This window comes from Pseudomonas sp. DC3200b2 (assembly GCF_049895785.1).
Taxonomy (GTDB): Bacteria; Pseudomonadota; Gammaproteobacteria; order Pseudomonadales; family Pseudomonadaceae; genus Aquipseudomonas; species Aquipseudomonas massiliensis.
In genome coordinates this window covers 70,955-95,269 of record NZ_JAFCTA010000001.1, presented here as the reverse complement: position 1 = coordinate 95,269, position 24,315 = coordinate 70,955, and the positions used below count along the sequence as shown (strand labels likewise).

Here is a 24,315-nt window from a genome sequence, read left to right as displayed (position 1 = left end):
GACGACTGTGTTGATCTATTTGTGGTAGGGATGGCCGGACAACACCGTCCATGCCCGGTAGAGCTGCTCGCCGATGAGGATGCGCACCAACGGATGAGGCAGGGTAAGCGCCGAGAGCGACCAGCGCTGATCGGCCCGGGCGCACACTTCAGGCGCGAGCCCCTCGGGGCCTCCCACCATGAAATTCACATTGCGGGCATCCAGCCGCCAGCGGTCGAGTTCGCAGGCCAGCTGCTCGGTGCTCCAGGGCTTGCCGTGCACTTCCAGGGTGACCACCCGCTCACCCGGCTGGACCTTGGCAAGCATTGCCTCCCCTTCCTGGCGGATCAGCCGCGCCACGTCGGCATTCTTGCCGCGTGTGTTAAGCGGTATCTCCACCAGTTCCAGGGGCAGCTCCGCGGGAAGCCGACGGGCGTATTCCGTCCAGCCATCGTCCACCCAGCGGGGCATGCGCGACCCTACCGCGATCAGACGCAAACGCACGGTGGCGCTTACTCCTGGTCGAGGCCGGGGTGGCCTGGCGCGTGCTGGGCGCGGCTCTGCTCGGCGCCTTGCCACAGGCGCTCGAGGTCGTAGAACTGGCGCGCGGCGGAGGTCATCACATGCACCACCACGTCACCCAGGTCCAGCAATACCCAGTCGCTGTCGCCCTTGCCTTCTTCGCTCAGGGGCTGGATACCCTGCGCCTTGACCTTCTCGCGCACGTGCTCGACCATGGAATTGACGTGACGGTTGGAGGTGCCGGTGGCGATCAGCATGTAGTCGGTGATGCTGGTCTTTTCCTTCACATCGATGCTGAGAATGTCCTGGGCCTTGATGTCTTCAAGGGCCGCGGTGGCCAGTTGAACCAGTTCTTCGCTCTTCATTGCAGAGTTTTTCATATAACACTCGTTGATTCGTAAGTCGGGGCGCGGGATTACCGGCGCTGCCCGGTCAATTGGGCGCATGGTACAGACCATGCGCCTCGATGTAGGCCAATACTGCGTCTGGCACGAGATAACGAACCGACTTGCCGTTGGCCAGCAGCTGGCGGATCTGGGTGGCGGACACCGCCAGGGGTGTCTGCCAGACGTAAGCAATCTGCCCGGCCGGCCCTTGCAGGGCCGCCGGAGCACTGACCGCGCGGGCGGCCAGCAGGTTACGCAAGGCATCGGGCGGCTCGCTGTCGGCATCCGGACGCTGCAGGACGACGATGTGGCAATGCCACAACAATTCGGACCACCGGTGCCAGCCTGGTAGCCCACAGAAGGCGTCCCAGCCGAGCAAAAGGAACAGTTGATCGTCAGTGGCCAACTCGGCGCGTATCGCCTCGAGGGTTTCGATGCTGTACGAGGGCCGCGACCGCAGCAGTTCCCGCCCGTCAACATGCAGCGGAAAGACGCCCCGGACCGCCTGTTCGACCATGGCCAGACGCTGCTCGGGCGTGGCCTGGGGCTGTTCCCGATGCGGTGGTCGGGCATTCGGAACCAGCCGCAATTCGTCCAGGGCAAGCACATCGGCCACTTCCAGCGCGCCGCGCAGATGGCCGATGTGCACCGGGTCGAAGGTACCTCCGAGCACGCCGATGCGCCTGGGTAGGGGCGAGCGCGCCTGCTGGCCCAGGCTCAATGGGCGCTCGACTCGCCACGCAGCTGGCCGTCACCGATCACCACGTATTTCTCGCAGGTCAGGCCCTCCAACCCCACAGGCCCGCGGGCATGCAGCTTGTCGGTGGAAATGCCGATTTCCGCGCCCAGGCCGTATTCGAAGCCGTCGGCGAAGCAGGTGGGCGCGTTCAGCATCACCGAAGCCGAATCGACTTCGGCCAGGAAGCGACGGCCCTCCCCCTGGTGCTCGCTGACGATGGCATCGGTATGGTGCGAGCCGTAGTGGTTGATGTGCTCGATGGCCTGGTCAAGACCACTGACCACCCGGATCGACAACACCGGGGCCAAATATTCGGTACGCCAATCGTCTTCGCTTGCCGGGGCGGCCTCGATGATTGCCCGCGTACGCTCGCAGCCACGCAGCTCCACGCCTTTTTCCCGCAGCTGGCCAGCCATGGCCGGCAGGAACTCAGCGGCCACGGCCGCATCCACCAGCAGCGTTTCCATGGCGCCGCAGATGCCGTAACGGTAGGTCTTGGCGTTGAAGGCGATGCGCCGGGCCTTGGCCAGGTCGGCATGGGCGGACACGTACACGTGGCATATGCCATCCAGGTGCTTGATGACCGGCACCCGGGCATCCTGGGCGATACGCTCGATCAGCCCACGCCCGCCCCTGGGCACGATGATGTCCACATGCTCGGGCATGGTGATCAGCGCGCCGACCGCGGCGCGATCCGTCGTTTCCACCACCTGGACCACGGCGGCCGGCAGGCCGGCCGCTTCCAGCCCCTGGGCGATGCAGCCCGCGATGGCCCGGTTGGACTGGAGGGCCTCGGAGCCACCGCGAAGGATGGTGGCGTTGCCGGACTTCAGGCACAGGGAGGCGGCGTCGATGGTCACGTTGGGCCGTGACTCGTAGATGATGCCGACCACGCCAAGCGGCACGCGCATCCTGCCCACCTGGATGCCGGAAGGGCGGTAGCTCATGTCGCGGATGGCGCCGACCGGGTCTGGCAGGGCGGCGACCTGGCGCAGGCCGGCGATCATGCCGTCGATACGCGCGGGCGTCAGCGCCAGGCGGTCGAGCAAGGCCGACTCCAGGCCATTGGCGCGGGCCTGGGCAAGATCCCGCTCGTTGGCGGCGACCAGGGCCTCACGGGCATCATCCAGCGCCTGGGCGGTGGCCAGCAGGGCCTGGTTCTTCTGGCCGGTGCTGGCCCGCGCGATGACCCGGGCGGCGTCGCGGGCGGCGCGTCCGAGGCGGTGCATGTAGTCGAGGACAGGCTCAGTCATGATTCCACGGCTTGGAAAAGAGGAAAGCCGCTGATTATAGCCGTGACGGGAAGGGACTAACAGCAGCGACGGGCAGATGGTTACAAACTGAAGACACCGCCGCGCTGAAACCTTCCCTGGAGCCTTGCTATCATCTGCTTCATATCGTCCACGGTCGTTCACATGCCTGATTCCCACGCCCTCCCTGACACCTTCTTCGATCGCGATGCGCTTCTCCTGGCCAAGGACCTGCTCGGCAAGGTGATACGACATCGCCAGGGTCCTTACTGGCTGGCCGCGCGCATCATCGAGACCGAAGCCTATCGCCTGGAGGACAAAGGCAGTCACGCCTCCCTCGGCTACACGGAAAAGCGCAAGGCCCTGTTCCTCGACGGCGGCCATATCTACATGTACTACGCCCGTGGCGGAGATTCGCTCAACTTCAGCGCTCATGGCCCGGGCAATGCCGTGCTGATCAAGTCGGCCTACCCCTGGGTGGACGAACTCAGCGATGAAAACGCCCTGGCGCGGATGACCCTCAACAATCCGGACGCCACTGGCCAGCCTCGCCCACCCGAGCGCCTCTGCGCCGGCCAGACCCTGCTCTGCCGGGCCCTGGGCCTGAAGGTGCCGGAATGGGACGGCCGCCGCTTCGACCCGGCCAGGTTCTATGTGGAAGATGCAGGCGTGCGGGTATCCCAGATTATCCAGACTACCCGCCTTGGCATACCGGCGGGGCGCGACGAGCACCTTCCGTACCGCTTCGTCGACGCAGAATACGCCCGCTTCTGTACCCGAAACCCTTTGCGTCGAGGCCAGATCCAAGGACGCGACTATGAGCTGTTGAGCCAAGGAAACCGAGCATGAATGCGTGGCTGGGCGAAATGAACCAATGGCTGAGCGCCAACCCCGAGTGGCTGGGCGCCACGATTTTCCTGGTGGCCTGCGTGGAATGCCTGGCGATCGCCGGGCTGATCGTCCCCGGCACGGTGGCCCTGTTCGCCGTGGCCGCCCTCGCAGGCGGCGGCGCCCTGAGCCTGGGCGATACCCTCCTGCTCGGCTATGCCGGTGGGCTGGTGGGGGATGCGCTTTCCTACGCCATCGGTCGGGGCATGAACCAGAACATTCGCCGCCTGCCGGGGCTGCGCAGCCACCCGCAATGGCTGACCAGCGCCGAAGGGTTCATCCAGCGTTACGGCGTGGCCAGCCTGCTGGTGGGCCGCTTCATCGGGCCGCTGCGGCCCATGCTGCCCATGGTCGCCGGCATGCTGAAAATGCCGCTGCCACGTTTCACCCTGGTCAGCCTTCTCGCCGCCGCGGGCTGGTCGGTAGCCTACCTGCTGCCCGGCTGGATGACCGGCGCCGCGGTGCGCCTGCCCTTGCCCGCGGGCTTCTGGCCCCAGGCCGCGGCGGTAGCCATTGGCCTGGCGGCCTTGATCGGCCTGGCGATCAATAGCAGCCTGCGGCGCCAACCAAGCGCCACTGTAGTGACCAGCGCCGCCAGTTTCGGCTTGATGCTCGCGGTATTCCTTGGCTGGCCCTATCTCACCCACTTCGATGAAGGGCTGGTCGCGCTGGTGCAGGAGCATCGCAGCCCGGGCCTGGATCGCATCGTGGTCGCGGTCACCCGGCTCGGGGACTTCCGCACCCAGGCCTGGGTGGGCGTCCTGCTCACCCTGTTGTTGCTGGCGGCCCGGCACTGGCGCCACGCCCTCTTCGCGGGCGGCGTACTCCTGTGCACCGCCCTCGGCAACGGCACCCTGAAATGGCTGTTCGCGCGCACACGCCCGGAAGTCCTGAGCACGCCCCTGAGCACCTATAGCATGCCCAGCGGCCATAGCTCGGCCTCCTTCGCATTCTTCCTCGTGCTGGCGGTACTGGCCAGCCGCGGCCAGCCGCCGCGGATGCGCCTGACCTGGATGCTGGTGGCCTGCATACCCGCGCTCTCCATCGCCTTGTCGCGGGTTTACCTGGGCGCCCACTGGCCCACGGACGTCCTGGCCGGCGCGCTGCTGGCGGTGTTCGCCTGCGCTGCCGGCCTGGCCATTACCTTGCGCGTGCATCGGCTGGAGCCCTTGGGGTTGCGCACCTGGTGCCTGGTGCTGGTGCCCTGCCTGCTCTCGTTCGCATGGTTCACCTGGCACGACCTGGCCGCGGCCCTCAGCCGATATGCCTATCAATAAGCTCCAGCCCCGGACGAATCAGCCCTGCAACTCCCCTTGCATGCGGTCGACCAGGGCCTGGACCATTTCCAGCCGGGTGCTGGGGTCCGTCGTTTCGAGCAGGCTCAGCTTGTCGTGGTCTTCGAACGGCAGTAAATAGGCCAGGCGGTTCGCCAAGGCTTGCCGGCCCGTGGCCTCGCTACCCATTTCCAGGGTCGCCACCAGAGGGTGCTGCGCCAGGGCCGCAAGCAGGGCCAGCAGGTCCTGGTCGTCTTCGCCCAATGGTACGTCAGGCGCTTCCTCCAGCCATTGCACCTCGGCGACGATCAACTGATCGCGCTGCACTTCGACGCTTTCCACCCGGAAACGACGGCCGCCTTCCACTCGTATACCCAGCAAGCCATTGTCTTGCTGCTGGAAATCCTGGACTCGCGCTTCACACCCCAGGGAGGCATAGGCCGTGGGCGCATCGCCCACTTCGCTGCCTTCGAGTATGCAGACCACACCGAAGCCCTCGCCCTGCTTCATGCAGCGCCCGATCATGTCCAGGTATCGCGCTTCGAACAACTGCAAGTCCAGGGTACAGCCCGGGAACAGCACGGTATTGAGCGGGAATAACGGCAACTTCATCAAGCGTTCCTCATACGAAAAGACTGACGGCCAACGGCAGGAATACTGCGGTGCTTACCCCCATCAGGCTCATGCCCAGAGCGGCGAAGCCCCCACAGGCCTCGCCCTCCTGCAAGGCAACCGAGGTACCCACCGCATGGGAGGTCAGCCCCAGGGCCATGCCGCGTGCCTCAGGCGCGCTTACATTGAGCAGCCTCAGGATTCCCGGACCAAGGATGCCGCCCAGTACTCCGGTAGTGAGCACGAACACCGCCGCCAGCGCTGGAACCCCGCCAAGCTGACCTGCCACCAACATGGCGATCGGCGAGGTGGCCGACTTCGGTGCCATGGTCACCAGGGTCTGGGTATCTATGCCGAAGCACCAGCCCAGCCAGACTCCGGAAGCGGTTGCCACCACGCCGCCCAGCAGCAGCGTAGCAAGGGTCGGCCACAGCAGTTGGCGGATGCGACGCAGGTTCAGGTACAGCGGCACCGCCAGCGCAACGGTGGCCGGGCCCAAGAGCGTGGCGAAGATTTCCGTGCCCTGGCGATATTCGGCGTAGGACAAGCCGCAGGCCAGCAGGGCACCCACCACCAGCAGCATGGACAAGAGCACAGGCTGAAGGAAGACCAGCCGGGTACGCTCGTACAATGCCATGGCAAGCTGATAGGCCGCCAGGGTCAGCCCTATGCCGAACAAAGGATGATGAATGACCGCCCCCGCCGCGGCGTGCCAGGCCAGGTTCATGGCTGCCGCCCTGGCTCGGACGGCTTCACCCTGCAACCAATGAGCCGCTGCATCAGCCAGCCTGCCAGCCCCAGCGAGCCCATTACCGACAGGCCCAGCGCGCCCACGAGCGCCCAGAAATGCTCGGCGAGCAGCGAGGCATAGACCATTACGCCCACGGCAGGCGGCACCAGCAGCAACGGCAGGTAACGCAGCAGGCTGGACGCGGCCAGTTCCACATGATCAGGGACTTCGCCCTGATACATCAGCCAGCCCAGCAGACACAACAGCCCTAGAATGGGCCCCGGCAGCAGCGGCAAGAACAGCTCATGCAAGGCCGTGCCCAGCAGTTGGAATACGATCAGCCAGGTCAGCCCTCTCAATAGCATTGCGTTCCTCTCTACCCCGCTGGTGGACGGCGAGCATTATAGCGACCCAGGGGGACATTCATGGAATGGATGGGGGTCGGCCTGCCTTGACCTGCGCTCACTGGCATGGTCAGGTGCCGATGATCGCCATTCTGTCAGGAGACGTCATGCGTTACATACCGGCTGACCATCTTGTGGATTATCTTGACCAGGACCTGGGCTGCTCCGATTGGCTAATGATCGATCAGGCACGCGTCGACCAGTTCGCCAACGCCACCGAGGATCATCAATTCATCCATGTGGACGCCGAACGCGCCGCCGCTACTCCCTTTGGCGGGACCATCGCTCATGGGTTCCTGACCCTGGCGCTGATTCCGCGCCTGATCGAAGGCTTGATGCTGGCGCCAGAAGGAACGCACATGACGGTCAATTACGGACTGGAGGGGGTGCGTTTCATCCAACCAGTGCGGGTAGGCGCCCGGGTGCGCCTGCACCTGACGCTGCTCGAGGCCACGCAGAAGCGTCCAGGGCAATGGCTGCTGCGAGCCAGGGCTACCCTGGAAATCGAGGGCCAGGCACAGCCCGGCTTCGTCGCCGAACCGCTGCTGCTCTGTTTCCTGTGAGCCAGGACGCACCCTGACGCCTGAGGCTGTATCCGACAGCGATATCTACGGCATACTCGGCGCCTCGATTGCCCGGACCCTGCCATGCGCCCACTCGCTCCATTGGCCCTGTGCCTGCTGCTCGCCGCCTGCGGCGAAGGTAAACCCCTGCTGCCCGCTGATGCCCGTCTTCCTGATGGCGGCAAGTACCACGGGCAAGTGGTCGATGGCTTGCTGCAGGGCGAGGGCCGCGTGGACTACCCCAACGGCAGCTGGTACGCCGGCGCGTTCAAGGATGGTCAATGGCAAGGCACCGGCGAATGGCACGGCCCCAATGGAGAAGTCTACAAAGGAGAATTCAAGCAAGGCCTGTTCGACGGACAAGGCACGCTCACCGCTGGCAACCTGACCTATACCGGCGGTTTCAAGCGGGGCAAGCGTGAAGGCGAAGGTTTTCTGAAGGAGCCGGGCCATAGCTACCGGGGCGGCTTCGTCAATGATCAATACACCGGCGCCGGCCACCTGGAACTCGAAGACGGCAGTACTTACCAGGGCGACTTCGAGCACGGCCAACCCAACGGCGAGGGCGTGCGTACCGACGCCGAGGGCAACCAGTACAGCGGGCACTTCGTCGACGGCCAGCTGGAAGGGCATGGCACCTTCAGCAATGGCGACGGCGATCATTACACCGGTGAGTTCCATCTTGGCCGCCTGGAAGGGCACGGGCGCTACGAGACCCAGGCAGGCGATGTGTGGATCGGCGCTTTCAAGGGTGGCGCGCCCAACGGCCATGGCGACCTGTTCGCCAACGACGGCAGCCATTACCAAGGGGCCTTCGTCGACTGGCATTTCCACGGTGAAGGGCAACTGGCCTCGGCCGATGGCAGCCTTTATACCGGTGGTTTCGTTGAGGACGCCTACCAGGGCAAAGGCACCCTGGTTCTTCCCGATGGGAGCCGCCAGGCCGGCTTCTGGGTACAGGGGCGCCTGGTGCGTGACGAGCAAGGCCACCTGTTGCCCGACCCCCTGGAGCGCGGCCTGCTGGCCCAGGGCCTCTTGCTGGAGCGCGCGCTGGCGCGCCTGCCGAACTCTACCCCGGCCGTGGAACTCTATAGCCTGACGGTAGGAGGCGACGGCGAGCAGAGTGTGTTCATGCGTGAAGCGGACTATGTTCATGACTTGCTGGCAAGCCGCTTCGGCGCCAAGGGCGGGCTGACTCTGGTCAATCATCGGGACCATTTCACCGACCGCGTGATGGCGACTCGGGAAACCCTGGCTCGCTCGGTACAAGCCATCGCCCAGCGCAGCGGCCCCGAAGACCTGGTATTCATCTACCTTACCAGCCATGGCACGGCCGAACATGAGTTGGTGCTGGAACAGCCCCGACTGGAGCTGGGCGACCTTTCCGCAGAGGACTTCGCCAGCCTGCTGGCCCCCTTGAAGGACCGCGACAAGATCATCGTGGTTTCGGCGTGCTATTCCGGTGGTTTCATTGAGCCTCTGAAAAACGAAAAGACCCTGGTCATCACCGCCTCGCGCGCGGATCGGGTGTCCTTTGGCTGCTCCGAGGAAGCCGACTTCACCTATTTCGGCGATGCTCTGTTCGGCCAGGCACTGACTACCACGGACGACCTGCAAAGTGCTTTCCAGCAAGCCTCGGCGATTGTCGCGCAACGAGAACAGGCGGAGAATTTCGAAGCTTCGGAGCCTCAGATGTGGGCGCCCAAGGGCGTGCTTACCCACTGGCACCGGCTACGCCAGCAACAGGCGACCGCCGCCTTGCATGGCGACGAGCATGGCATGGACCCTGAACCGGCGGCCCGGCATTGATGGCCGAAGGAGACAGCATGTACCTCACTCCGCAGAACATTCTTCTTGCCGGCGCCACCGGCCTTACGGGCGAGCATTTGCTCGATCGGCTGCTCAACGAGCCTACGGTGACCCGCGTGCTGGCACCTACCCGACGGGCGCTGGTGGAGCACCCACGCCTGGAAAATCCCGTCGGCGAACTCGATGCCTTGTTGCCTGGGCTCCAGGGACCTGTCGACATCGCCTTTTGCTGCCTGGGCACGACCATCAAGCAGGCCGGCTCCCAGGAAGCGTTTCGCGCCATCGACCACGACCTGGTGCTGGCCTATGCGGCCCGCGCCCGCGCCTTGGGCGCACGGCATTTCCTGGCCATCAGTGCGGTGGACGCGGACCCTTCCTCTTCCATGTTCTATAGTCGGGTCAAGGGCGAGCTGGAACTGGGCTTGCGGGAGCAAGGTTGGCCCCAACTGACCCTGGCTCGGCCGTCGATTCTGATCGGCAACCGAAGCGAGCCGCGCCTGGCCGAACAGATCGCGGGCCCCCTGTCCCGCCTGATTCCTGGCAAATACCATGGTATCGAAGCCTGCCATCTGGCCCGAGCGCTATGGCGCCTGGCCCTGGAAGACGGCCAGGGCGTTCGGGTGGTCGAATCCGATGAACTGCGCAAGCTGGGCCGCTGAGGCTTCCAGAGAACGTCGGGAGGCTAAGCCCGCCAAGCGCAGGTCACCCGGTGGGAGGTAGCGCAGCTGCCGAATGGTCCTTGATCAGAGATTGTATACATTCGCCAGCTTCGCTGGCTCCCACCGCCAATCGCCGCCTGGGCAGGAAGGGCTTGCCTGCCCTGATGCGCCAGCTTCGCGGGTGCCTACAAGCCGCCTTGGGCCTGGTAGCCCACGCCCAGTGTGGCCAATAGCGAGAAGGGCAACAGTAGCGTGTCCAGCAAGGTACTGGCGGGAAGATCCACGGCGGGCCAGGCGGGGGGCTCGGTGCCGAAGCGGTCTATGGCGCAGCAACCACCGCCCAGGGCATAGAGGTCCAGCCGGGTGCCCGCGTAGACGAGCGGCGCTCCCGGCTTGGCGGCATCCAGGGTTTTCACCGTGGCGCAGCCTGTGCACAAGGCCAGGGATAGCGCAGCGGCCAGGGCCCTATTCATCGTTGCCAATGTGGTATTCGCCCCAGCGCGGCAGCATGTCCTGGGGAATGTCCAATAGGTTGAGGATGCGCGCCACCACGAAGTCCACCAGGTCGTCGATGGTCTGCGGTTGATGGTAGAAGCCCGGAGAGGCTGGAACGATGACCGCGCCTATTCGCGACAGCTTGAGCATGTTCTCCAGGTGCAAGGTGGAATATGGCGCTTCCCGGGGTACCAGGATCAGTTGGCGACGCTCCTTGAGCGTCACGTCCGCGGCCCGCTCGATCAGGTTGTTGCAAGCGCCGGTGGCGATGGCCGACAGCGTGCCGGTGGAACAGGGCACCACCACCATCGCGCTCGGCGCGCCCGAGCCGGAGGCTACCGGAGCCATCCAGTCTTCCTTGCCGTAGACTCGCACCTGGCCCGCGCTCGCCCCGGTGTACTCAGTGAGGAAGGCTTGCATGGCCTGCGGCTTGGCCGGGAGGCTGACGTCCGTTTCGGTGGCCATCACCAGTTGCGCTGCCTTGGAGATAAGGAAGTGCACCTCGCGGTCCTCCCTTACCAGGCAATCCAGCAGCCGCAAGCCATATTGCGCCCCCGAAGCCCCGGTCATTGCCAGGGTGATGCGTTCCGGGCCGCTCATTGCAGAGCCTCGGCCAATTTGCTGTGCAGGCCGCCGAAGCCGCCATTGCTCATGATCACCACATGGGTGCCAGGCACGGCCCGGGCCTTGACCTGGGCGATGATCGCTTCCAGGCTGTCAGCCACCTGCGTAGGGACCTGACTGCTGGCCACGGTCGCGGCCAAATCCCACCCCAGATTCGGCGGCGCATACCAGATCACCTGGTCAGCCTGGATCACGCTGGCGGGCAAGCCGTCGCGATGGGCGCCGAGCTTCATGGAATTGGACCTGGGCTCGACCACGGCGATGATGGGCGCTGCGCCCACGCGCTTGCGCAGGCCGTCCAGCGTGGTGGCGATGGCCGTGGGATGGTGGGCGAAGTCGTCATAGAGCGTCACACCCTTGACCTGGGCCACCACTTCCATGCGCCGTTTGACATTGCGGAACTCACTCAGGCCAGCGATGCCCATGGCCGGCACTACGCCCACATGGCGCGCGGCGGCCAGGCAGGCCAGGGCATTGGCGACGTTATGGCGCCCTGTAAGCGACCACTGCACCACGCCTTCGACCTGCCCCTGGAACGATACCTCGAAGCGCGAACCGTCTTCGGCCAACAGGCGCGCCTGCCATTGCCCGTCTTCGCCAGTGGTTTGCACAGGCGTCCAGCAGCCCATGGCGATCACTCGCCCCAGAGCCGCTTCGTCCGTGGGATGAATGATCAAGCCCTGGCCGGGAATGGTCCGCACCAGATGGTGGAACTGGCGCTCGATGGCGGGCAGGTCGGGGAAGATGTCTGCGTGGTCGAATTCCAGGTTGTTCAGGATGGCCGTGCGCGGGCGGTAGTGAACGAACTTCGAACGCTTGTCGAAGAAGGCACTGTCGTACTCATCGGCCTCGACCACGAAGAACGGGGTGTCGCCAAGGCGCGCGGAGACGCCGAAATTCTGCGGGATGCCGCCGATCAAAAAACCTGGCGCCATGCCGGCGTGCTCGAGCACCCAGGCCAGCATGCTGCTGGTAGTCGTCTTGCCATGAGTGCCCGCCACCGCCAATACCCAGCGGCCTTGCAGCACATGGTCCGCCAGCCATTGGGGGCCGGACACGTAAGGCAGCCCTTGGTCGAGCACATATTCCACGGCCGGGTTGCCCCGGGACAAAGCGTTGCCGATCACGACCAGATCGGGCGCTGGCGACAGCTGGGCCGGATCGTAACCCTGGGTAAGCTCGATGCCCTGGGCCTGTAACTGGGTGCTCATGGGCGGGTAGACATTGGCGTCCGAGCCGGTGACGCGGTGGCCGAGGGCTTTGGCCAGTACCGCCAGCGAGCCCATGAAAGTACCGCAGATGCCGAGAATGTGGATATGCATGGTGGACCTCGAAAAACGTCGAGGCAGGGTAGCCCAGGCCAGCGAGAATTTCACCCGCGGCCGGCGCTCGCTTGCTGGGCCGGCCCAAGGAGGCAAAAGACGCGGCTGCCAACTCCGCGGTGCTTTGGCCAGCAGTCGTTCAGGCTTTGTTCTACGCTTGAACTGCCCTATGCCCACAAACAATAAGAGCCCAGGAGAAACCCCATGCGATACGCTCATCCAGGTACCGAAGGCGCCATTGTCAGCTACAAGGAACGCTACGGTAACTACATCGGCGGCCGCTTCGTCGAGCCGGTGAAGGGCCAGTATTTCACCAACACCTCGCCCGTGAATGGGCAGCCCATTGCCGAATTCCCAAGGTCCACGGCCGAAGACATCGACAAGGCTCTGGACGCGGCCCATGCCGCCGCCGATGAGTGGGGCCGGACTTCGGTCCAGGCGCGCTCGTTGATCCTGCTCAAGATCGCCGACCGTATTGAACAGAATCTTGAACTGCTCGCCCTTACCGAAACCTGGGACAACGGCAAGGCCATTCGCGAAACGCTCAATGCGGACATCCCCCTTGCAGCGGATCACTTCCGCTATTTCGCCGGCGCCCTGCGCGCCCAGGAAGGCAGCGCCGCGGAGATCGATGGCAATACCGTCGCCTATCACATCCATGAGCCATTGGGCGTGGTCGGGCAGATCATTCCCTGGAACTTCCCTATCCTGATGGCGGCCTGGAAGCTGGCGCCGGCCCTGGCCGCAGGCAACTGCGTGGTGCTCAAGCCCGCCGAGCAGACCCCCTTGGGCATTTGCGTGCTCCTGGAAGTGATCGGCGACCTGCTTCCCCCTGGCGTGCTCAACGTTGTGCAGGGCTATGGCAAGGAAGCCGGCGAGGCCCTGGCTACCAGCAAACGCATCGCCAAGATCGCCTTCACCGGCTCCACGCCGGTGGGCTCGCATATCATGAAGTGCGCCGCCGAGAACATCATCCCCAGCACCGTGGAGCTGGGCGGCAAATCACCGAACATCTTCTTCGAGGACGTCATGCAGGCCGAGCCGGCGTTCATTGAAAAGGCGGCGGAAGGCGTGGTGCTGGCGTTCTTCAATCAGGGCGAAGTCTGCACTTGTCCGTCTCGGGTGCTGGTGCAGGAGTCCATCTACGGCGCCTTCATGGCTGAAGTGATGAAGAAGGTGGAGCAGATCAAGCGCGGGGATCCGCTGGATACCGACACCATGATCGGCGCCCAGGCGTCCCAACAACAGTTCGACAAGATCCTGTCCTACCTGCAGATCGCCAAGGACGAAGGCGCGGAGTTGCTGACAGGTGGGCAGGTGGAGAAGCTGGAGGGCGACCTTGCCAGCGGCTATTACATCCAGCCGACCCTGCTCAAGGGCAACAATCGTATGCGGGTATTCCAGGAGGAGATCTTCGGGCCGGTGGTGAGCGTGACTACCTTCAAGGACGAAGCCGAAGCCCTGGCTATCGCCAATGACACCGAGTTCGGCCTGGGGGCCGGGGTATGGACCCGGGACATCAACCGCGCCTACCGCATGGGCCGGGGCATCAAGGCCGGCCGCGTGTGGACCAACTGCTACCACCTCTACCCGGCGCATGCGGCATTCGGCGGCTACAAGAAATCCGGCGTTGGCCGGGAAACCCACAAGATGATGCTCGACCACTACCAGCAGACGAAGAACCTGCTGGTGAGCTATGACATCAATCCGCTAGGGTTCTTCTGAGGACAGACGCCCTGGGCTGGCGCTCGCAGCCGCCCGGGGCCTTTGACGAACCGAGCCCGCCCGCCACTTTCGCCGTATACTGACGCCCTTTTTCGTCGTAAACCGGCCTTACAGGTGGTGCATATGGATTTCAACCCGCTGGATCTCATCCTGCATCTGGATGTGTATCTGAACCAGTTGGTCACTCAGTATGGAAGCTGGATCTACCTGATCCTGTTCGCGGTGATTTTCTGTGAAACCGGCCTGGTAGTCATGCCCTTCCTGCCCGGCGACTCCCTGCTGTTCATCGCCGGGGCCGTGGCCGCCGGTGGCGCCATGGACCCCCTGATGCTTGCGGGGCTATTGATCGCGGCAGCCATCCTGGGCGACAGCACCAACTATGTCGTGGGACGCACCCTGGGTGAACGCCTGTTCGCCAATCCCCATTCCAGGATCTTCCGCCGGGATTACCTGCTGCGTACCCAGGCTTTCTATGATCACCACGGTGGCAAAACCGTTACCCTGGCCCGCTTCCTGCCGATCATCCGTACCTTCGCGCCCTTCGTGGCGGGCGTGGCGCGCATGCCCTACCCTCGCTTCATTGGCTTCAGCGCAGCCGGCAGCGTGGCTTGGGTCGGCAGCCTGACCACTCTGGGCTTCTTCTTTGGCAACGTGCCTTTCATCAAGCACAACCTGACGCTGCTGGTGCTGGTGATCGTTGCCCTGTCCTTCCTGCCCATGGTCATCGGCCTGATCCGCGGCCGTCGTAGCCGTGGCCCGGCCGAAACGGCCGGTCGCTGATGTGGAGCTGGCGTGCCTGGAAACGTCAGCGCACCCTGCGGCGTCATCAGGTCAGCGACCAACAATGGGCGCAGGTGCTCCAGGCCCTGCCCTTGCTCGATGGTCTGAGCCCCGATGAAGATCAACGGTTGCGCGAGCGCAGCCTGTTGTTCCTGGCCCAGAAAACCCTGACGCCTCTCCCTGGGCTCGAGTTGTCCGACCATGACTGTCTGCTACTGGCCGCCCAGGCTCAACTGCCACTTTTGGGCCTGGAGGAATTGGGCTGGTACCAGGGCTTCCATGAACTGGTGCTCTACCCGGACGACTTCGTCAGCCCCCAGAAGTATCGGGACCCCAGCGGCGTGGAGCACAGCTGGGACGCCGAGCACAGCGGCGAAGCCTGGGAGCAGGGTCCGGTGATCCTGGCCTGGCCCGGTGTGGAGGCCAGCGGCGGCTGGGATGGCTACAACCTGGTCATCCATGAGCTGGCCCATAAGCTGGACATGCTCAACGGGACGGCCAACGGTTTGCCGCCTCTGCATCGCGGCATGTCAGTGGAGCACTGGGCCCAGGCCATGCAGCAGGCTTTCGATGACCTTAACCGACAACTGGACGCTGACGAACAGGCCGACACCCTCATCGACCCTTACGCAGCGGAAAACCCGGCCGAGTTCTTCGCCGTCACCAGCGAATATTTCTTCAGCGCACCGGATGTGCTGCTCCAGGCTTACCCACAGGTTTACCAGCAGCTGCAGGCCTTCTATCGCCAGGATCCGCTGGAGCGCCTGCGGCTGTCCGAGAGTACCGGCAGTGCGCGGCAACGCCCTGAGCCAGGCTTGCAACCCTGAACGCCAATGACTGTCCTAGCGTGGCGCCATATACGGGTTATGCCTATAATCCCGCCACCTTCTACCCGGGCCTTGGCGCTGACACCGCGCCAGGCCTTGGCCCTACGATCTCATTGTTAACGGGAGCACCCCATGAGCTACAGCAAGATCCCAGCCGGCAAGGACCTGCCGAACGACATCCACGTCGTTATCGAGATCCCGGCCAACCACGCGCCGATCAAATATGAAGTGGACAAGGACAGCGACGCGCTCTTCGTTGACCGCTTCGTGGCCACCCCCATGTTCTACCCGGCCAACTATGGCTACATCCCCAACACCCTGGCCGACGACGGTGATCCGCTGGACGTGCTGGTGGTCACCCCCTACCCGGTGGTACCCGGCTCGGTCATCCGCGCCCGCCCGGTAGGCGTGCTGATGATGGACGACGAAGGCGGTGGCGATGCCAAGGTCCTGGCCGTGCCTCACGACAAGCTGACCCAGCTGTACAAGGACATCAAGGAATACACCGACCTGCCGCCACTGTTGCTGCAGCAGATCCAGCACTTCTTCGAGAACTACAAGGCCCTGGAGCCAGGCAAGTGGGTCAAGCTCAAGGAGTGGGGCAACGCTGACGCTGCCCGCGCCGAGATCACCAAGGCCGTCGCCGCCTACAAGGACTAAGCCTGACCGCTTGGTACGAAGCCCCGGCCCGCCCGGGGCTTTTTGCTTCTTGAGACAGGCAAACGGCACCATTGGCCAATCAGCCCTACCCAAGCCCGGCAGATGGCTTTATCCTGTGCGCCACTTCGGCAACGGCTCAGGCCCGCGCCCGGCGAGTCGGCTACCCGCCAACCCGCCCATTACCGCCTTGCGCGGTAGCCTCCTACCTTTTGCAGGTGGGTACGGCCTGTCAAAAACACGCCAGACCCATCCACGAGAAGCCGGCCACAAGCCGGCTTTTTAATGTCCGGTGCAAAACGCCCGATCGCTTAGCTCAACTGGCCCAGCAGGACGCGCGAATGATTTCGCAGAAGTTGCTTGGCCTGAAGCCTGGCTCCTTGTCGGCGATCACGTCTGCCTTCACGTTGCCGAAGGTGGTCTGGGGCTTGTGCCGTATACCCTCGTAGAACGCCTGGATGATCGCCTCCTTGAAGCCCTCCCCTCGAGGATGAGCCTCGACCACGGCGTTTCGGTCCTTCGCACACAGCTGTTGATGATGCAAGCCGAGCACATCCGTTTCCACGCCCATGGTCACTAGGGCGATCAGCGGATGCATGTGCTCCGGGATACCTGGCGTGGTGTGCAACGCGATTGCTGTCCATACGCGCTCGACGTCTCGCTCGTCTATACCCCGGGCCTGAAGAAAATCCCGAGCCGCGTTGGCGCCATCCACTTCGAAACGGCAGCAATCGCTGCTGTGGGCAGGGGTCAGCCCCATGTCGTGGAACATGCAGCCGGCGTAAAGCAGTTCTTGGTCGAAGGTCAGCCCCAATCGTTTCCCTGCCAGCGCGGCAAAATAGAACACCCGGCTGGAATGATGAAACAGCAAGGGTGATGCCGTATCGCGGACCAGTTCAGTAATCTCGTGGGTCAGGCGACTGTCAGGCAAGGTGATACCAGCCAGAGTACTTGGCATGGGAGACTCCTCTATAGGTGGAGACTCAGTGTGCGCAGCGGAGCGGGCGTCCTCAATTGACGTATCACGTCAATTTCTGCCATTGTGCCCGCGTTACGGACACCCGCCCCGCTCCGTCTTTTTGTAGGATGCTGACATGTCATCGCCGCAGCTTTCCTTGGCTATCCTGGCGTTACCCGGGGTGCAATTGCTCGACGCCTGCGGCCCCCTGGACGTATTCGCTGAAGCCAACCGCCAGTTGGGTCGCGAGGGCTACCGCCTTCGCCTGCTCGCCTGCGAACCCGGCCCAGTAGTGAGCTCATCCGGCGCGCGCCTGATGGCGGACGCCTGGGTCGGCGAGCCTTTGGAGACCTTCGATACCCTGCTGGTCGCGGGCACGCCCAATGCCGCGGATCAACATCTGCGCTCAGGCATTCTCGATTGGCTCCGCCGACAAGCCGCCGGCTCACGCCGCTACGGTTCCATCTGTACGGGGGCCTTCGCCCTGGCCGCTGCGGGCTTGCTCGAGGGTCGTCGCGTCACTACCCACTGGGCCGTGGCGGAGCGACTGGCGGCACGCTATCCACAGGTCCGGGTCGAGGCCGATGCCATTCAGGTCCACGATGGCAAGGTGCGCACGGCCGCCGGGGTAACAGCGGGCTTGGACTTGGCGCTGGCGTTGGTCGAGGAAGACTTCGGCGCCCCGCTCGCCAAGCAGGTAGCCGCGCACCTGGTGATGTACTTCAAGCGGCCTGGAGGCCAGGCCCAGTTCAGCCGCCAGGGTAGCGCCTTGCCGGTGGGGCGGTCGGCCCTGCAGGCATTGCAGCGCTACGTTGCCGCGTATCCGGCCGAGGACCATGGGGTAGCCCAGCTAGCCGCCCGGATCGGCCTCAGCCCCCGCCACTTCGCTCGGCTCTTCCAGAAAGACCTGGGCATGACCCCAGCCGCCTGGGTGGAACTGGCCCGCGTAAACGCCGCCAGGGCCCGCCTGGAAAGCGGACACGAAGCCCCCAAGCAGGTAGCCGCCGCTTGCGGTTTCGCCAACGCCGACACCCTGAGGCGCGCCTTCGTTCGACATGTCGGGGTCACACCGGCGGAGTATCGACGGCGACACGGCGGATCGATGTGACAGCGCCGCCGCCTGGCATGCCAAGCCTTGCCCGCTATGCCGTGACTGAGGCCAACCAGATAGCCTCCCTTCTTCGCTCGCCACCGGAACCAAGCCCATGCCTATTCCTCGAAGGTTAACCCCCTGCCTTCGACGGATCAGTTCATGCGTGAGAAAACCTCTTTCATCTTCGACCTGGATGGCACCCTGACCGACAGTGTTTACCAGAACGTGGCCGCCTGGAAGGAAGCCCTGGATGCTGAGGACATTCCCCTGGCGATGTGGCGTATTCATCGCAAGATCGGCATGAGTGGTGGCCTGATGTTGAAAAACCTGTCGCGGGAAACCGGACTGGAACTGAGCGACGCCCAGGCCAAGCGACTCAGCGAGCGCCATGCCAAGGCCTATGAGCGGCTGCAGGACCAGATCATTGCCCTGCCGGGAGCCAATGAACTGCTCGCTACCCTCACCCGTGAAAAGCTCAAATGGTGCATCGCCACCAGTGGCGAAACCGCCACCGCCCAGATCAATCTCAATGCCCTGGGACTCGATGCCAGCGAGATCACCCTGGTTACCCGTGACGACGTCAAGCAGGGCAAGCCGGACCCGGCCCTCTTCATTGCGGGCGCGGACAAGATGGGGGTACCCATCGAGGAATGCCTGGTCATAGGCGACGCCATCTGGGACATGCTCGCGGCAAGGCGCGCCAAGGCCCTGGGAATAGGTTTGCTGTCTGGCGGCTACGACCGTAGCGAACTGGAGCGGGCTGGCGCCTTGCGCGTCTATGCCGACGCGCTCGACTTGCTCGCCCATCTGGATGAGGTGGCGTCGTTCGAGTAACCCTTTATTTCACGTCAGCTGTGGCGTTTCGGAATATGCCTGGCCCTGACAATCCCCGGCCATAGCAAAAGGCCGGCGATCTGCCGGCCCGGTGTAGGTGGGTAGACTTCAGTGCCACAGCCCAGCCAGGTACTCATGACCGGCGGGCGTCAACGTTAGCTTGAACACGATAGCCCGGTCCGGGCTGTACACGCGTTCACTGCGAAGAAAGCCCGCGAGCACCAAGGCTTGCAAGGTTTGCGTCAACTGCCCACGGTGAGCGCATTGACCAGAGGCTACGTCGGCAAGAAGGCAGCGATGGGTTTTCTTATAGTCAAGCATGGCAAACATCCTTCTACTGTTTTCTTATTGTTAGGTAGACAGTAGACCATGCGTGATCGCTCTACCATGGGGGTCAGAGCATTGGTCCGGATCTGCCGGGACGGACCGATCCGGTAAGTATGAGCGCACCCCTTGATTTCCGGGGCCTGCAGGAAATGTGACAGCCTTCACAAGGGCTGAATGAGGCTGAATCGCATCAACCTGAAAGAAAAAAGCCGACGGGCGGTCGGCTAAAGCGAGCTAATAGTGATGAACATAACCCGCGAACATGTACGGAGAATGACAGTTTCCTGATTGGAAGCGAGAGCGGAGCTCCCGCTTCCAGAAGGCTTGCGTTCAACGGTTCAGGAAGGCCAGCAGGTCTTCGTTGAGCTGCTCCTGATGAGTTACCGCGAAGCCATGGGGTGCGCCTGGGTAAACCTTCAATTCGGCACCTTCGATGGCCTGGGCCGCGAGCTTGCCAGTGGTTTCGAACGGCACGATCTGGTCCGCGTCGCCATGGATGACCAGGGTTGGCACATCGACCTTGGCAACGTCGCCGCGGAAGTCGGTGCTGGCGAACGCGGTAACGCAGTCAATGGTGCCCTTGAGCGACGCCAGCAGCGCGATGTTGAGCGTTTGGGTCAAGACGCCCGCGGAAACGGTCTGGCCTTGGTTGGTGCCATAGAAGGGCGCGGCGAAGTCGCTGATGAACTGTGCCCGGTCCTTGAGCAGGCCAGCCTTGATGTCCTCGAATACCTTGCCTGGAACCCCTTCGGGAAAGCTTGCCGACTGGCCGAACGCTGGCGTTACCGCGCCCAGCAGTACCAGGCCCGCCACTTTGGCCGTGCCGTGACGGCCGATATAGCGGCTGACGTCGCCACCGCCCATGGAGAAGCCGACCAGGGTCACGTCCTCCAGCCCCAGGTGCTCGATCAGCTGATGGATATCCTCAGCGAAGGTATCGTAATCGTAACCGGTCCAAGGCTGGCTGGAGCGGCCGAAGCCGCGACGGTCGAAGGCAATGGCGCGATAACCGCGGGATGCCAGGTAATGAAGCTGCGAATCCCACATGTCGGCATCCAGCGGCCAGCCATGACTGAAGAGCACAGGCTTGCCCTGCCCCCAGTCCTTGAAATAGATCTCAGTGCCGTCGGTCGTCGTAAAGGTGCTCATGGGGCATGCCTCCAGTCATGGGGTGGTTACTACAGGGGTGTCAAAGCGGAGTGGACCTCCACCGAGCCCGTCAGCAGGCGGTGGATCGGGCAAGCGTTGGCGACCTGCAACAAACGCTCCCGCTGGGCCTGGTCCAGCTCACCTTCCAGGGTGATCTGGCGCTCGATGCGGGTCAGGCCAGCGGCCGCGTCTTCCAGGCTGATGCCCAGGCTGACTTCGATACGTTGCAAGTAAAGCTGCTTGCGCTGCGCATACAAGCCCAGGGTGATCGCCGTGCAGGCGCCCAGGGCGGACAGCAGCAGCTCGTGGGGGCCTGGCCCGATGCTGGCGGTGCCTTCCTGAGCAAGGTCTGCCAGCCATTGGTGAAGGCCATCGGACAGCTTTACCTGGTAAGGCACGGCAGCGAGCTCAGCGATAACTTGCGCGCTCATGAAGGGCTCCAACGCTAGCGGGTTTCACTGCGCCGACTATCAGCGCCTGGCCAGCCCCCTTATTGCACCACTGTGCTTATTTGCCTCTGCCAGGCCTGATGATCATGACTTGGGCGCGATATGCCCTGAAGTAGAGGCTGGTTGAGGTAACAGCACGTATTGGCCAAAACGCGCGCGGGTTCATTGGCCATGCAGACCCGCCTATGCACAATGCCCAAGGGTCGCCAACGCCATCGGGCGATACCGCTGCCTCCTTAGCCACCAAGAGTCCAGCTCATGCAAGTGGTGTGCGTCGTCGACGACGATTCTTCCGTCCGAAAAAGCCTCGCCAACTTGCTGAAGTCAGCCGGTTACGCGCCTCAATGCTTCGCCAGCGGCGAAGACTTCCTGGCGTCTGCGGCCATGCAGATCGCCGCTTGCGTGGTTCTGGATCTGTGCATGCCAGGGCTATCCGGCCATGAAGTGCAGCAGTGCCTGCGCCTCATGGCGCCGGAGTTGCCAGTGGTGTGTATCTCGGCCAATGGCGAAGCCGCCCGCTTGCGTTGCCTGGCCGAGGGCGCGGCCTGCTTTCTGTCCAAGCCCTTCACCGGCGAAGCTCTGTTAGGGGCCATCGAGCGTCTTGTTCATCGGCCTGGCTGAGGGGCTGAACATTCAGTCTTTTTCAGGTTTTCTAAAGTACTTGCCGTTCGGCAACGGTGACACTGGCTCCGTCAACCAGCCAGGAGCCACGGCCATGAATGCGTTTGCCCAGCTGTCTACCGCCACGCTAGACCCTGTGTCCTACCGCCTGATCGAATCACTGCGCGAAGCCCTCGCTGCTCCGGAAGGCGCCGCCCATCTGGTACAACGCAGCGGCCTGGAGCTTTGTACTCATCTGCTCAACCGCTACGCCGCTCCCTCCCCGCGGCTGCCGGCCAAAGTGGCCCTGGCGCCCTGGCAAGAGCGTCGGGCCAAGGAAATGATGGCCGCCGGCATGGCGGGACGGCTGTCCATCGCCCAGGTGGCCAAGGCCTGTGCCCTGTCCCGCAGTCATTTTTCCCGGGCCTTCAAGAAGAACACAGGAGTGTCCCCTCGGGACTGGCTGCTCGGGGCGCGGGTAGAGCGCGCCAAGGAGCTGCTCGCCACCAGCCCCTTGCCTATCGCGCAGATCGGCGAGGAATGCGGGTTCGCCGATCAATCCCACTTCACGCGCACCTTCAGCCGCCTGGCTGGCAGCACCCCGCTGAACTGGCGCCACGCCCAGATCAGCGCCACCCGGGCTTATCCCTAGGGATAAGGCTCAAGGGATAGGGATTTCTTAAACCCGCGGGCAAAACAAGCATGTCCATGCAAGCAGCCGTATCGGATCAAGACCAACTGCTTGCACCGACGGTGGCCGACCGCCCGCTTCTAGTACCGCACCCACCGCCCGCACTTAAGCGTCAAGGGACTCATATGTCAGCAGAACTGATTCTGATCAACGGCCGTTTCCACACCGTGGATCGCCACAAGCCCACCGCCAGTGCCGTGGCGATCAGCGCTGGTGCCTTCACGACGGTCGGTGAAGAAGCTGAGGTCATGGCCCATCGCGGCGCCACGACCCAGGTCATCGACCTCAAGGGGCGCACGGTGATCCCGGGGCTGAACGACTCCCACCTGCATCTGATTCGCGGTGGGCTGAACTACAACCTGGAGCTACGCTGGGAAGGCGTGCCGTCAGTGGCCGATGCGCTGCGCATGCTCAAGGTACAGGCCGATCGCACGCCTTCGCCGCAGTGGGTTCGGGTGGTCGGTGGCTGGAACGAATTCCAGTTCGCCGAGCGGCGCATGCCTACCCTTGAAGAACTCAACCAGGTGGCGCCTGACACGCCGGTGTTCGTGCTGCACCTGTACGATCGCGCCCTGCTCAACCGCGCCGCCCTGCGGGTTGTCGGCTATACCCGTGACACCCCCAACCCGCCGGGCGGAGAAATCGTGCGTGACAGCCGTGGCGAACCCACCGGCATGCTGATCGCGCGGCCCAACGCGATGATCCTCTATGCGACCCTGGCCAAAGGGCCCAAGCTGCCGCTGGATCACCAGGTCAATTCCACCCGCCAGTTCATGCGCGAGCTCAACCGCCTGGGCCTGACCAGTTGCATCGATGCCGGCGGCGGTTTCCAGAATTATCCCGACGACTATGAAGTGATCCAGACCCTGGCGAGGAACCAGCAGCTAACGGTTCGCATTGCCTACAACCTGTTTACCCAGAAGCCCAAGGAAGAGCTGGAAGACTTCAAGCATTGGACCAGCAGCGTCACCCTGCACCAGGGCGACGACTTCCTCCGTCATAACGGCGCTGGCGAGATGCTGGTGTTTTCCGCCGCCGATTTCGAAGACTTCCTCGAACCCCGACCCGACCTGCCGCAAACCATGGAGCAGGAACTGGAGCCAGTGGTGCGTCATCTGGTGGAGCACCGCTGGCCGTTCCGCCTGCATGCCACCTACAACGAGTCGATCTCACGCATGCTGGATGTGTTCGAGAAAGTGAACCGGGACATTCCCTTCAATGGCCTGCCCTGGTTCTTCGACCATGCCGAGACCATCACCCCCGCCAACATCGAGCGGGTCAAGGCCCTTGGCGGCGGGATCGCCATTCAGGACCGCATGGCCTTCCAAGGCGAGTATTTCGTGGAACGCTACGGCGCGGCGGCCGCTGAAGCCACACCGCCGATCCAGCGCATGCTGGCCGAGGGCGTGCCCGTCGGCGCCGGTACCGACGCTACCCGGGTGTCGAGCTACAACCCATGGACCTCGCTGTACTGGATGGTCAGCGGACGCACGGTGGGCGGGCTGGAGCTGTACCCCGAAGGCCTGCCCCGCGAAACGGCGCTTGAGCTGTTCACTCATGGCAGCGCCTGGTTCTCCTCCGAGCAAGGCAAGAAAGGCCAGATCAAGGTGGGCCAGCTGGCCGACCTGGCCGTGCTCTCGGCGGACTTCTTCAGCGTGGATGTAGAGGCTATCAAGGCCATCGAGTCTGTCCTGACCGTGGTTGGCGGCAAGGTGGTGTACGCCGATGGCGACTTCCGCGAGCTGTCTCCGCCGGCCGTTGCGGTACTGCCGGACTGGTCGCCCGTGGCTCTGGTGCCCGGCCACTTCCGGCCCTCGGCGCCCATGAGCGCCGTTCATCAATGCCAGGGCGCTTGCGCTGTGCATGCCCACCAGCATGATCGCGCTCGCCGCTCGAATGTGCCGGTCAACCGTTTCCAGGAATTCTGGGGCGCCTTCGGCTGCTCCTGCTTCGCCTTCTAACCCAGCCT

The 24,315-nt window shown here is 63.8% G+C and carries 28 protein-coding genes; 14 read left to right on the top strand and 14 right to left on the bottom strand.

The window, feature by feature from the left end; genetic code table 11:
• Positions 1-15: 15 nt before the first annotated feature.
• From rlmH to ACP691_RS00550, 4 genes are read right to left on the bottom strand one after another with little or no spacing between them, the layout of a single operon-like run.
• The gene (gene rlmH, locus ACP691_RS00565; RefSeq protein ID WP_426152446.1) at positions 16-483 is read right to left on the bottom strand and encodes a 23S rRNA (pseudouridine(1915)-N(3))-methyltransferase RlmH; all 468 of its coding nucleotides are present in this window, start codon (positions 481-483) and stop codon (positions 16-18) included.
• Positions 484-491: 8 nt separating this feature from the next.
• A complete protein-coding gene (gene rsfS, locus ACP691_RS00560; RefSeq protein ID WP_426152444.1) occupies positions 492-881 on the bottom strand; it encodes a ribosome silencing factor in 390 nt (129 codons plus the stop codon).
• Between the two features lie 52 nt (positions 882-933).
• Positions 934-1,602: a nicotinate-nucleotide adenylyltransferase gene (gene nadD / locus ACP691_RS00555; protein ID WP_426152653.1), complete on the bottom strand. Its 669-nt coding sequence runs from the start codon at positions 1,600-1,602 to the stop codon at positions 934-936.
• Between the two features lie 2 nt (positions 1,603-1,604).
• A complete protein-coding gene (locus tag ACP691_RS00550; protein WP_426152442.1) occupies positions 1,605-2,879 on the bottom strand; it encodes a glutamate-5-semialdehyde dehydrogenase in 1,275 nt (424 codons plus the stop codon).
• A 162-nt stretch (positions 2,880-3,041) separates the two neighbouring features.
• Between ACP691_RS00550 and ACP691_RS00545 the strand changes: the two genes are divergently transcribed.
• Together ACP691_RS00545 and ACP691_RS00540 are read left to right on the top strand one after the other, a co-directional pair.
• Positions 3,042-3,725: a DNA-3-methyladenine glycosylase gene (locus ACP691_RS00545; protein ID WP_426152440.1), complete on the top strand. Its 684-nt coding sequence runs from the start codon at positions 3,042-3,044 to the stop codon at positions 3,723-3,725.
• Positions 3,722-5,041, top strand: coding sequence for a bifunctional DedA family/phosphatase PAP2 family protein (locus tag ACP691_RS00540; RefSeq protein WP_426152438.1), 1,320 nt, complete (start codon positions 3,722-3,724; stop codon positions 5,039-5,041). Before ACP691_RS00545 ends, ACP691_RS00540 begins: the two co-directional genes overlap by 4 nt.
• Positions 5,042-5,059: 18 nt before the next feature.
• Here the strand turns inward: ACP691_RS00540 and ACP691_RS00535 are convergent, their stop codons facing one another.
• Genes ACP691_RS00535 through ACP691_RS00525 form a run of 3 tightly spaced genes read right to left on the bottom strand, consistent with a single transcriptional unit; the run spans position 5,060 to position 6,745 of the window.
• Positions 5,060-5,650 (bottom strand): LON peptidase substrate-binding domain-containing protein, encoded by a 591-nt coding sequence (locus tag ACP691_RS00535; RefSeq protein ID WP_426152436.1) that lies wholly within the window; start codon positions 5,648-5,650, stop codon positions 5,060-5,062.
• Positions 5,651-5,660: 10 nt separating this feature from the next.
• Positions 5,661-6,377: an LrgB family protein gene (locus tag ACP691_RS00530; RefSeq protein ID WP_426152434.1), complete on the bottom strand. Its 717-nt coding sequence runs from the start codon at positions 6,375-6,377 to the stop codon at positions 5,661-5,663.
• The gene (locus ACP691_RS00525) at positions 6,374-6,745 is read right to left on the bottom strand and encodes a CidA/LrgA family protein (RefSeq protein WP_426152432.1); all 372 of its coding nucleotides are present in this window, start codon (positions 6,743-6,745) and stop codon (positions 6,374-6,376) included. The genes ACP691_RS00530 and ACP691_RS00525 overlap by 4 nt, the downstream gene beginning before the upstream one ends.
• A gap of 146 nt (positions 6,746-6,891) precedes the next feature.
• Between ACP691_RS00525 and ACP691_RS00520 the strand changes: the two genes are divergently transcribed.
• From ACP691_RS00520 to ACP691_RS00510, 3 genes are all read left to right on the top strand, one after another.
• Positions 6,892-7,347, top strand: coding sequence for a MaoC family dehydratase (locus ACP691_RS00520; protein ID WP_426152430.1), 456 nt, complete (start codon positions 6,892-6,894; stop codon positions 7,345-7,347).
• 84 nt (positions 7,348-7,431) lie between these two features.
• Positions 7,432-9,156 carry a C13 family peptidase gene (locus tag ACP691_RS00515; protein WP_426152428.1) on the top strand — a complete coding sequence of 575 codons (1,725 nt, stop codon included), beginning with the start codon at positions 7,432-7,434 and terminating at the stop codon, positions 9,154-9,156.
• A 17-nt stretch (positions 9,157-9,173) separates the two neighbouring features.
• Positions 9,174-9,815, top strand: coding sequence for an oxidoreductase (locus ACP691_RS00510; RefSeq protein WP_426152426.1), 642 nt, complete (start codon positions 9,174-9,176; stop codon positions 9,813-9,815).
• Between the two features lie 185 nt (positions 9,816-10,000).
• On the opposite strand, the gene ACP691_RS00505 is transcribed toward ACP691_RS00510, so the two are convergent.
• The 3 genes from ACP691_RS00505 to mpl are packed head-to-tail and all read right to left on the bottom strand — an operon-like array spanning position 10,001 to position 12,256.
• Positions 10,001-10,288 (bottom strand): YceK/YidQ family lipoprotein, encoded by a 288-nt coding sequence (locus ACP691_RS00505; protein ID WP_426152424.1) that lies wholly within the window; start codon positions 10,286-10,288, stop codon positions 10,001-10,003.
• The gene (gene ubiX, locus ACP691_RS00500; RefSeq protein WP_426152422.1) at positions 10,281-10,910 is read right to left on the bottom strand and encodes a flavin prenyltransferase UbiX; all 630 of its coding nucleotides are present in this window, start codon (positions 10,908-10,910) and stop codon (positions 10,281-10,283) included. Before ubiX ends, ACP691_RS00505 begins: the two co-directional genes overlap by 8 nt.
• Positions 10,907-12,256, bottom strand: coding sequence for a UDP-N-acetylmuramate:L-alanyl-gamma-D-glutamyl-meso-diaminopimelate ligase (mpl, locus tag ACP691_RS00495; protein WP_426152420.1), 1,350 nt, complete (start codon positions 12,254-12,256; stop codon positions 10,907-10,909). The genes ubiX and mpl overlap by 4 nt, the downstream gene beginning before the upstream one ends.
• 204 nt (positions 12,257-12,460) lie before the next feature.
• On the opposite strand from mpl, the gene exaC reads away from it, so the two are divergent.
• The 4 genes from exaC (at position 12,461) to ppa (ending at position 16,248) form a co-directional block, all read left to right on the top strand.
• The gene (gene exaC, locus ACP691_RS00490) at positions 12,461-13,981 is read left to right on the top strand and encodes an acetaldehyde dehydrogenase ExaC (protein ID WP_426152418.1); all 1,521 of its coding nucleotides are present in this window, start codon (positions 12,461-12,463) and stop codon (positions 13,979-13,981) included.
• Between the two features lie 123 nt (positions 13,982-14,104).
• A complete protein-coding gene (locus ACP691_RS00485; RefSeq protein WP_426152416.1) occupies positions 14,105-14,761 on the top strand; it encodes a DedA family protein in 657 nt (218 codons plus the stop codon).
• Positions 14,761-15,588 (top strand): zinc-dependent peptidase, encoded by an 828-nt coding sequence (locus ACP691_RS00480; protein WP_426152414.1) that lies wholly within the window; start codon positions 14,761-14,763, stop codon positions 15,586-15,588. Before ACP691_RS00485 ends, ACP691_RS00480 begins: the two co-directional genes overlap by 1 nt.
• 132 nt (positions 15,589-15,720) lie before the next feature.
• On the top strand, positions 15,721-16,248 hold the full coding sequence (gene ppa / locus ACP691_RS00475; protein ID WP_040261564.1) for an inorganic diphosphatase: 528 nt from the start codon (positions 15,721-15,723) through the stop codon (positions 16,246-16,248).
• A gap of 313 nt (positions 16,249-16,561) precedes the next feature.
• Here the strand turns inward: ppa and ACP691_RS00470 are convergent, their stop codons facing one another.
• Positions 16,562-17,203 carry an HD domain-containing protein gene (locus tag ACP691_RS00470; RefSeq protein WP_426152412.1) on the bottom strand — a complete coding sequence of 214 codons (642 nt, stop codon included), beginning with the start codon at positions 17,201-17,203 and terminating at the stop codon, positions 16,562-16,564.
• A 136-nt stretch (positions 17,204-17,339) separates the two neighbouring features.
• On the opposite strand from ACP691_RS00470, the gene ACP691_RS00465 reads away from it, so the two are divergent.
• Together ACP691_RS00465 and ACP691_RS00460 are read left to right on the top strand one after the other, a co-directional pair.
• Positions 17,340-18,311: a GlxA family transcriptional regulator gene (locus tag ACP691_RS00465; protein WP_426152410.1), complete on the top strand. Its 972-nt coding sequence runs from the start codon at positions 17,340-17,342 to the stop codon at positions 18,309-18,311.
• 144 nt (positions 18,312-18,455) lie between these two features.
• Positions 18,456-19,130 carry an HAD family hydrolase gene (locus ACP691_RS00460; protein ID WP_426152408.1) on the top strand — a complete coding sequence of 225 codons (675 nt, stop codon included), beginning with the start codon at positions 18,456-18,458 and terminating at the stop codon, positions 19,128-19,130.
• A 108-nt stretch (positions 19,131-19,238) separates the two neighbouring features.
• Here ACP691_RS00460 and ACP691_RS00455 read toward each other — a convergent pair whose 3' ends face one another.
• From ACP691_RS00455 to ACP691_RS00445, 3 genes are all read right to left on the bottom strand, one after another.
• Positions 19,239-19,451 carry a hypothetical protein gene (locus ACP691_RS00455; RefSeq protein ID WP_040261562.1) on the bottom strand — a complete coding sequence of 71 codons (213 nt, stop codon included), beginning with the start codon at positions 19,449-19,451 and terminating at the stop codon, positions 19,239-19,241.
• Between the two features lie 336 nt (positions 19,452-19,787).
• A complete protein-coding gene (locus tag ACP691_RS00450; protein WP_426152405.1) occupies positions 19,788-20,606 on the bottom strand; it encodes an alpha/beta fold hydrolase in 819 nt (272 codons plus the stop codon).
• A 29-nt stretch (positions 20,607-20,635) separates the two neighbouring features.
• Positions 20,636-21,037: an OsmC family protein gene (locus ACP691_RS00445; RefSeq protein WP_426152403.1), complete on the bottom strand. Its 402-nt coding sequence runs from the start codon at positions 21,035-21,037 to the stop codon at positions 20,636-20,638.
• Between the two features lie 276 nt (positions 21,038-21,313).
• On the opposite strand from ACP691_RS00445, the gene ACP691_RS00440 reads away from it, so the two are divergent.
• The 3 genes from ACP691_RS00440 to ACP691_RS00430 all read left to right on the top strand — a co-directional run bounded on the left by ACP691_RS00440 (position 21,314) and on the right by ACP691_RS00430 (position 24,307).
• On the top strand, positions 21,314-21,676 hold the full coding sequence (locus ACP691_RS00440) for a response regulator transcription factor (RefSeq protein WP_426152401.1): 363 nt from the start codon (positions 21,314-21,316) through the stop codon (positions 21,674-21,676).
• Between the two features lie 94 nt (positions 21,677-21,770).
• The gene (locus tag ACP691_RS00435; RefSeq protein ID WP_426152399.1) at positions 21,771-22,307 is read left to right on the top strand and encodes a helix-turn-helix transcriptional regulator; all 537 of its coding nucleotides are present in this window, start codon (positions 21,771-21,773) and stop codon (positions 22,305-22,307) included.
• A gap of 164 nt (positions 22,308-22,471) precedes the next feature.
• Positions 22,472-24,307, top strand: coding sequence for an amidohydrolase (locus ACP691_RS00430; RefSeq protein WP_426152397.1), 1,836 nt, complete (start codon positions 22,472-22,474; stop codon positions 24,305-24,307).
• The last annotated feature ends 8 nt before the right edge of the window (positions 24,308-24,315 follow it).

What these genes read in the sequence shown, in the direction of transcription:
- rsfS (WP_426152444.1), bottom strand. Translation starts at nt 881, where the DNA reads ATGAAAAACTCTGCAATGAAGAGCGAAGAACTGGTTCAACTGGCCACC.
- ACP691_RS00550 (WP_426152442.1), bottom strand. Translation starts at nt 2,879, where the DNA reads ATGACTGAGCCTGTCCTCGACTACATGCACCGCCTCGGACGCGCCGCC.
- ACP691_RS00545 (WP_426152440.1), top strand. Translation starts at nt 3,042, where the DNA reads ATGCCTGATTCCCACGCCCTCCCTGACACCTTCTTCGATCGCGATGCG.
- ACP691_RS00540 (WP_426152438.1), top strand. Translation starts at nt 3,722, where the DNA reads ATGAATGCGTGGCTGGGCGAAATGAACCAATGGCTGAGCGCCAACCCC.
- ACP691_RS00535 (WP_426152436.1), bottom strand. Translation starts at nt 5,650, where the DNA reads ATGAAGTTGCCGTTATTCCCGCTCAATACCGTGCTGTTCCCGGGCTGT.
- ACP691_RS00530 (WP_426152434.1), bottom strand. Translation starts at nt 6,377, where the DNA reads ATGAACCTGGCCTGGCACGCCGCGGCGGGGGCGGTCATTCATCATCCT.
- ACP691_RS00525 (WP_426152432.1), bottom strand. Translation starts at nt 6,745, where the DNA reads ATGCTATTGAGAGGGCTGACCTGGCTGATCGTATTCCAACTGCTGGGC.
- ACP691_RS00520 (WP_426152430.1), top strand. Translation starts at nt 6,892, where the DNA reads ATGCGTTACATACCGGCTGACCATCTTGTGGATTATCTTGACCAGGAC.
- ACP691_RS00515 (WP_426152428.1), top strand. Translation starts at nt 7,432, where the DNA reads ATGCGCCCACTCGCTCCATTGGCCCTGTGCCTGCTGCTCGCCGCCTGC.
- ACP691_RS00510 (WP_426152426.1), top strand. Translation starts at nt 9,174, where the DNA reads ATGTACCTCACTCCGCAGAACATTCTTCTTGCCGGCGCCACCGGCCTT.
- ACP691_RS00505 (WP_426152424.1), bottom strand. Translation starts at nt 10,288, where the DNA reads ATGAATAGGGCCCTGGCCGCTGCGCTATCCCTGGCCTTGTGCACAGGC.
- ubiX (WP_426152422.1), bottom strand. Translation starts at nt 10,910, where the DNA reads ATGAGCGGCCCGGAACGCATCACCCTGGCAATGACCGGGGCTTCGGGG.
- mpl (WP_426152420.1), bottom strand. Translation starts at nt 12,256, where the DNA reads ATGCATATCCACATTCTCGGCATCTGCGGTACTTTCATGGGCTCGCTG.
- exaC (WP_426152418.1), top strand. Translation starts at nt 12,461, where the DNA reads ATGCGATACGCTCATCCAGGTACCGAAGGCGCCATTGTCAGCTACAAG.
- ACP691_RS00485 (WP_426152416.1), top strand. Translation starts at nt 14,105, where the DNA reads ATGGATTTCAACCCGCTGGATCTCATCCTGCATCTGGATGTGTATCTG.
- ACP691_RS00480 (WP_426152414.1), top strand. Translation starts at nt 14,761, where the DNA reads ATGTGGAGCTGGCGTGCCTGGAAACGTCAGCGCACCCTGCGGCGTCAT.
- ppa (WP_040261564.1), top strand. Translation starts at nt 15,721, where the DNA reads ATGAGCTACAGCAAGATCCCAGCCGGCAAGGACCTGCCGAACGACATC.
- ACP691_RS00470 (WP_426152412.1), bottom strand. Translation starts at nt 17,203, where the DNA reads ATGCCAAGTACTCTGGCTGGTATCACCTTGCCTGACAGTCGCCTGACC.
- ACP691_RS00465 (WP_426152410.1), top strand. Translation starts at nt 17,340, where the DNA reads ATGTCATCGCCGCAGCTTTCCTTGGCTATCCTGGCGTTACCCGGGGTG.
- ACP691_RS00460 (WP_426152408.1), top strand. Translation starts at nt 18,456, where the DNA reads ATGCGTGAGAAAACCTCTTTCATCTTCGACCTGGATGGCACCCTGACC.
- ACP691_RS00455 (WP_040261562.1), bottom strand. Translation starts at nt 19,451, where the DNA reads ATGCTTGACTATAAGAAAACCCATCGCTGCCTTCTTGCCGACGTAGCC.
- ACP691_RS00450 (WP_426152405.1), bottom strand. Translation starts at nt 20,606, where the DNA reads ATGAGCACCTTTACGACGACCGACGGCACTGAGATCTATTTCAAGGAC.
- ACP691_RS00445 (WP_426152403.1), bottom strand. Translation starts at nt 21,037, where the DNA reads ATGAGCGCGCAAGTTATCGCTGAGCTCGCTGCCGTGCCTTACCAGGTA.
- ACP691_RS00440 (WP_426152401.1), top strand. Translation starts at nt 21,314, where the DNA reads ATGCAAGTGGTGTGCGTCGTCGACGACGATTCTTCCGTCCGAAAAAGC.
- ACP691_RS00435 (WP_426152399.1), top strand. Translation starts at nt 21,771, where the DNA reads ATGAATGCGTTTGCCCAGCTGTCTACCGCCACGCTAGACCCTGTGTCC.
- ACP691_RS00430 (WP_426152397.1), top strand. Translation starts at nt 22,472, where the DNA reads ATGTCAGCAGAACTGATTCTGATCAACGGCCGTTTCCACACCGTGGAT.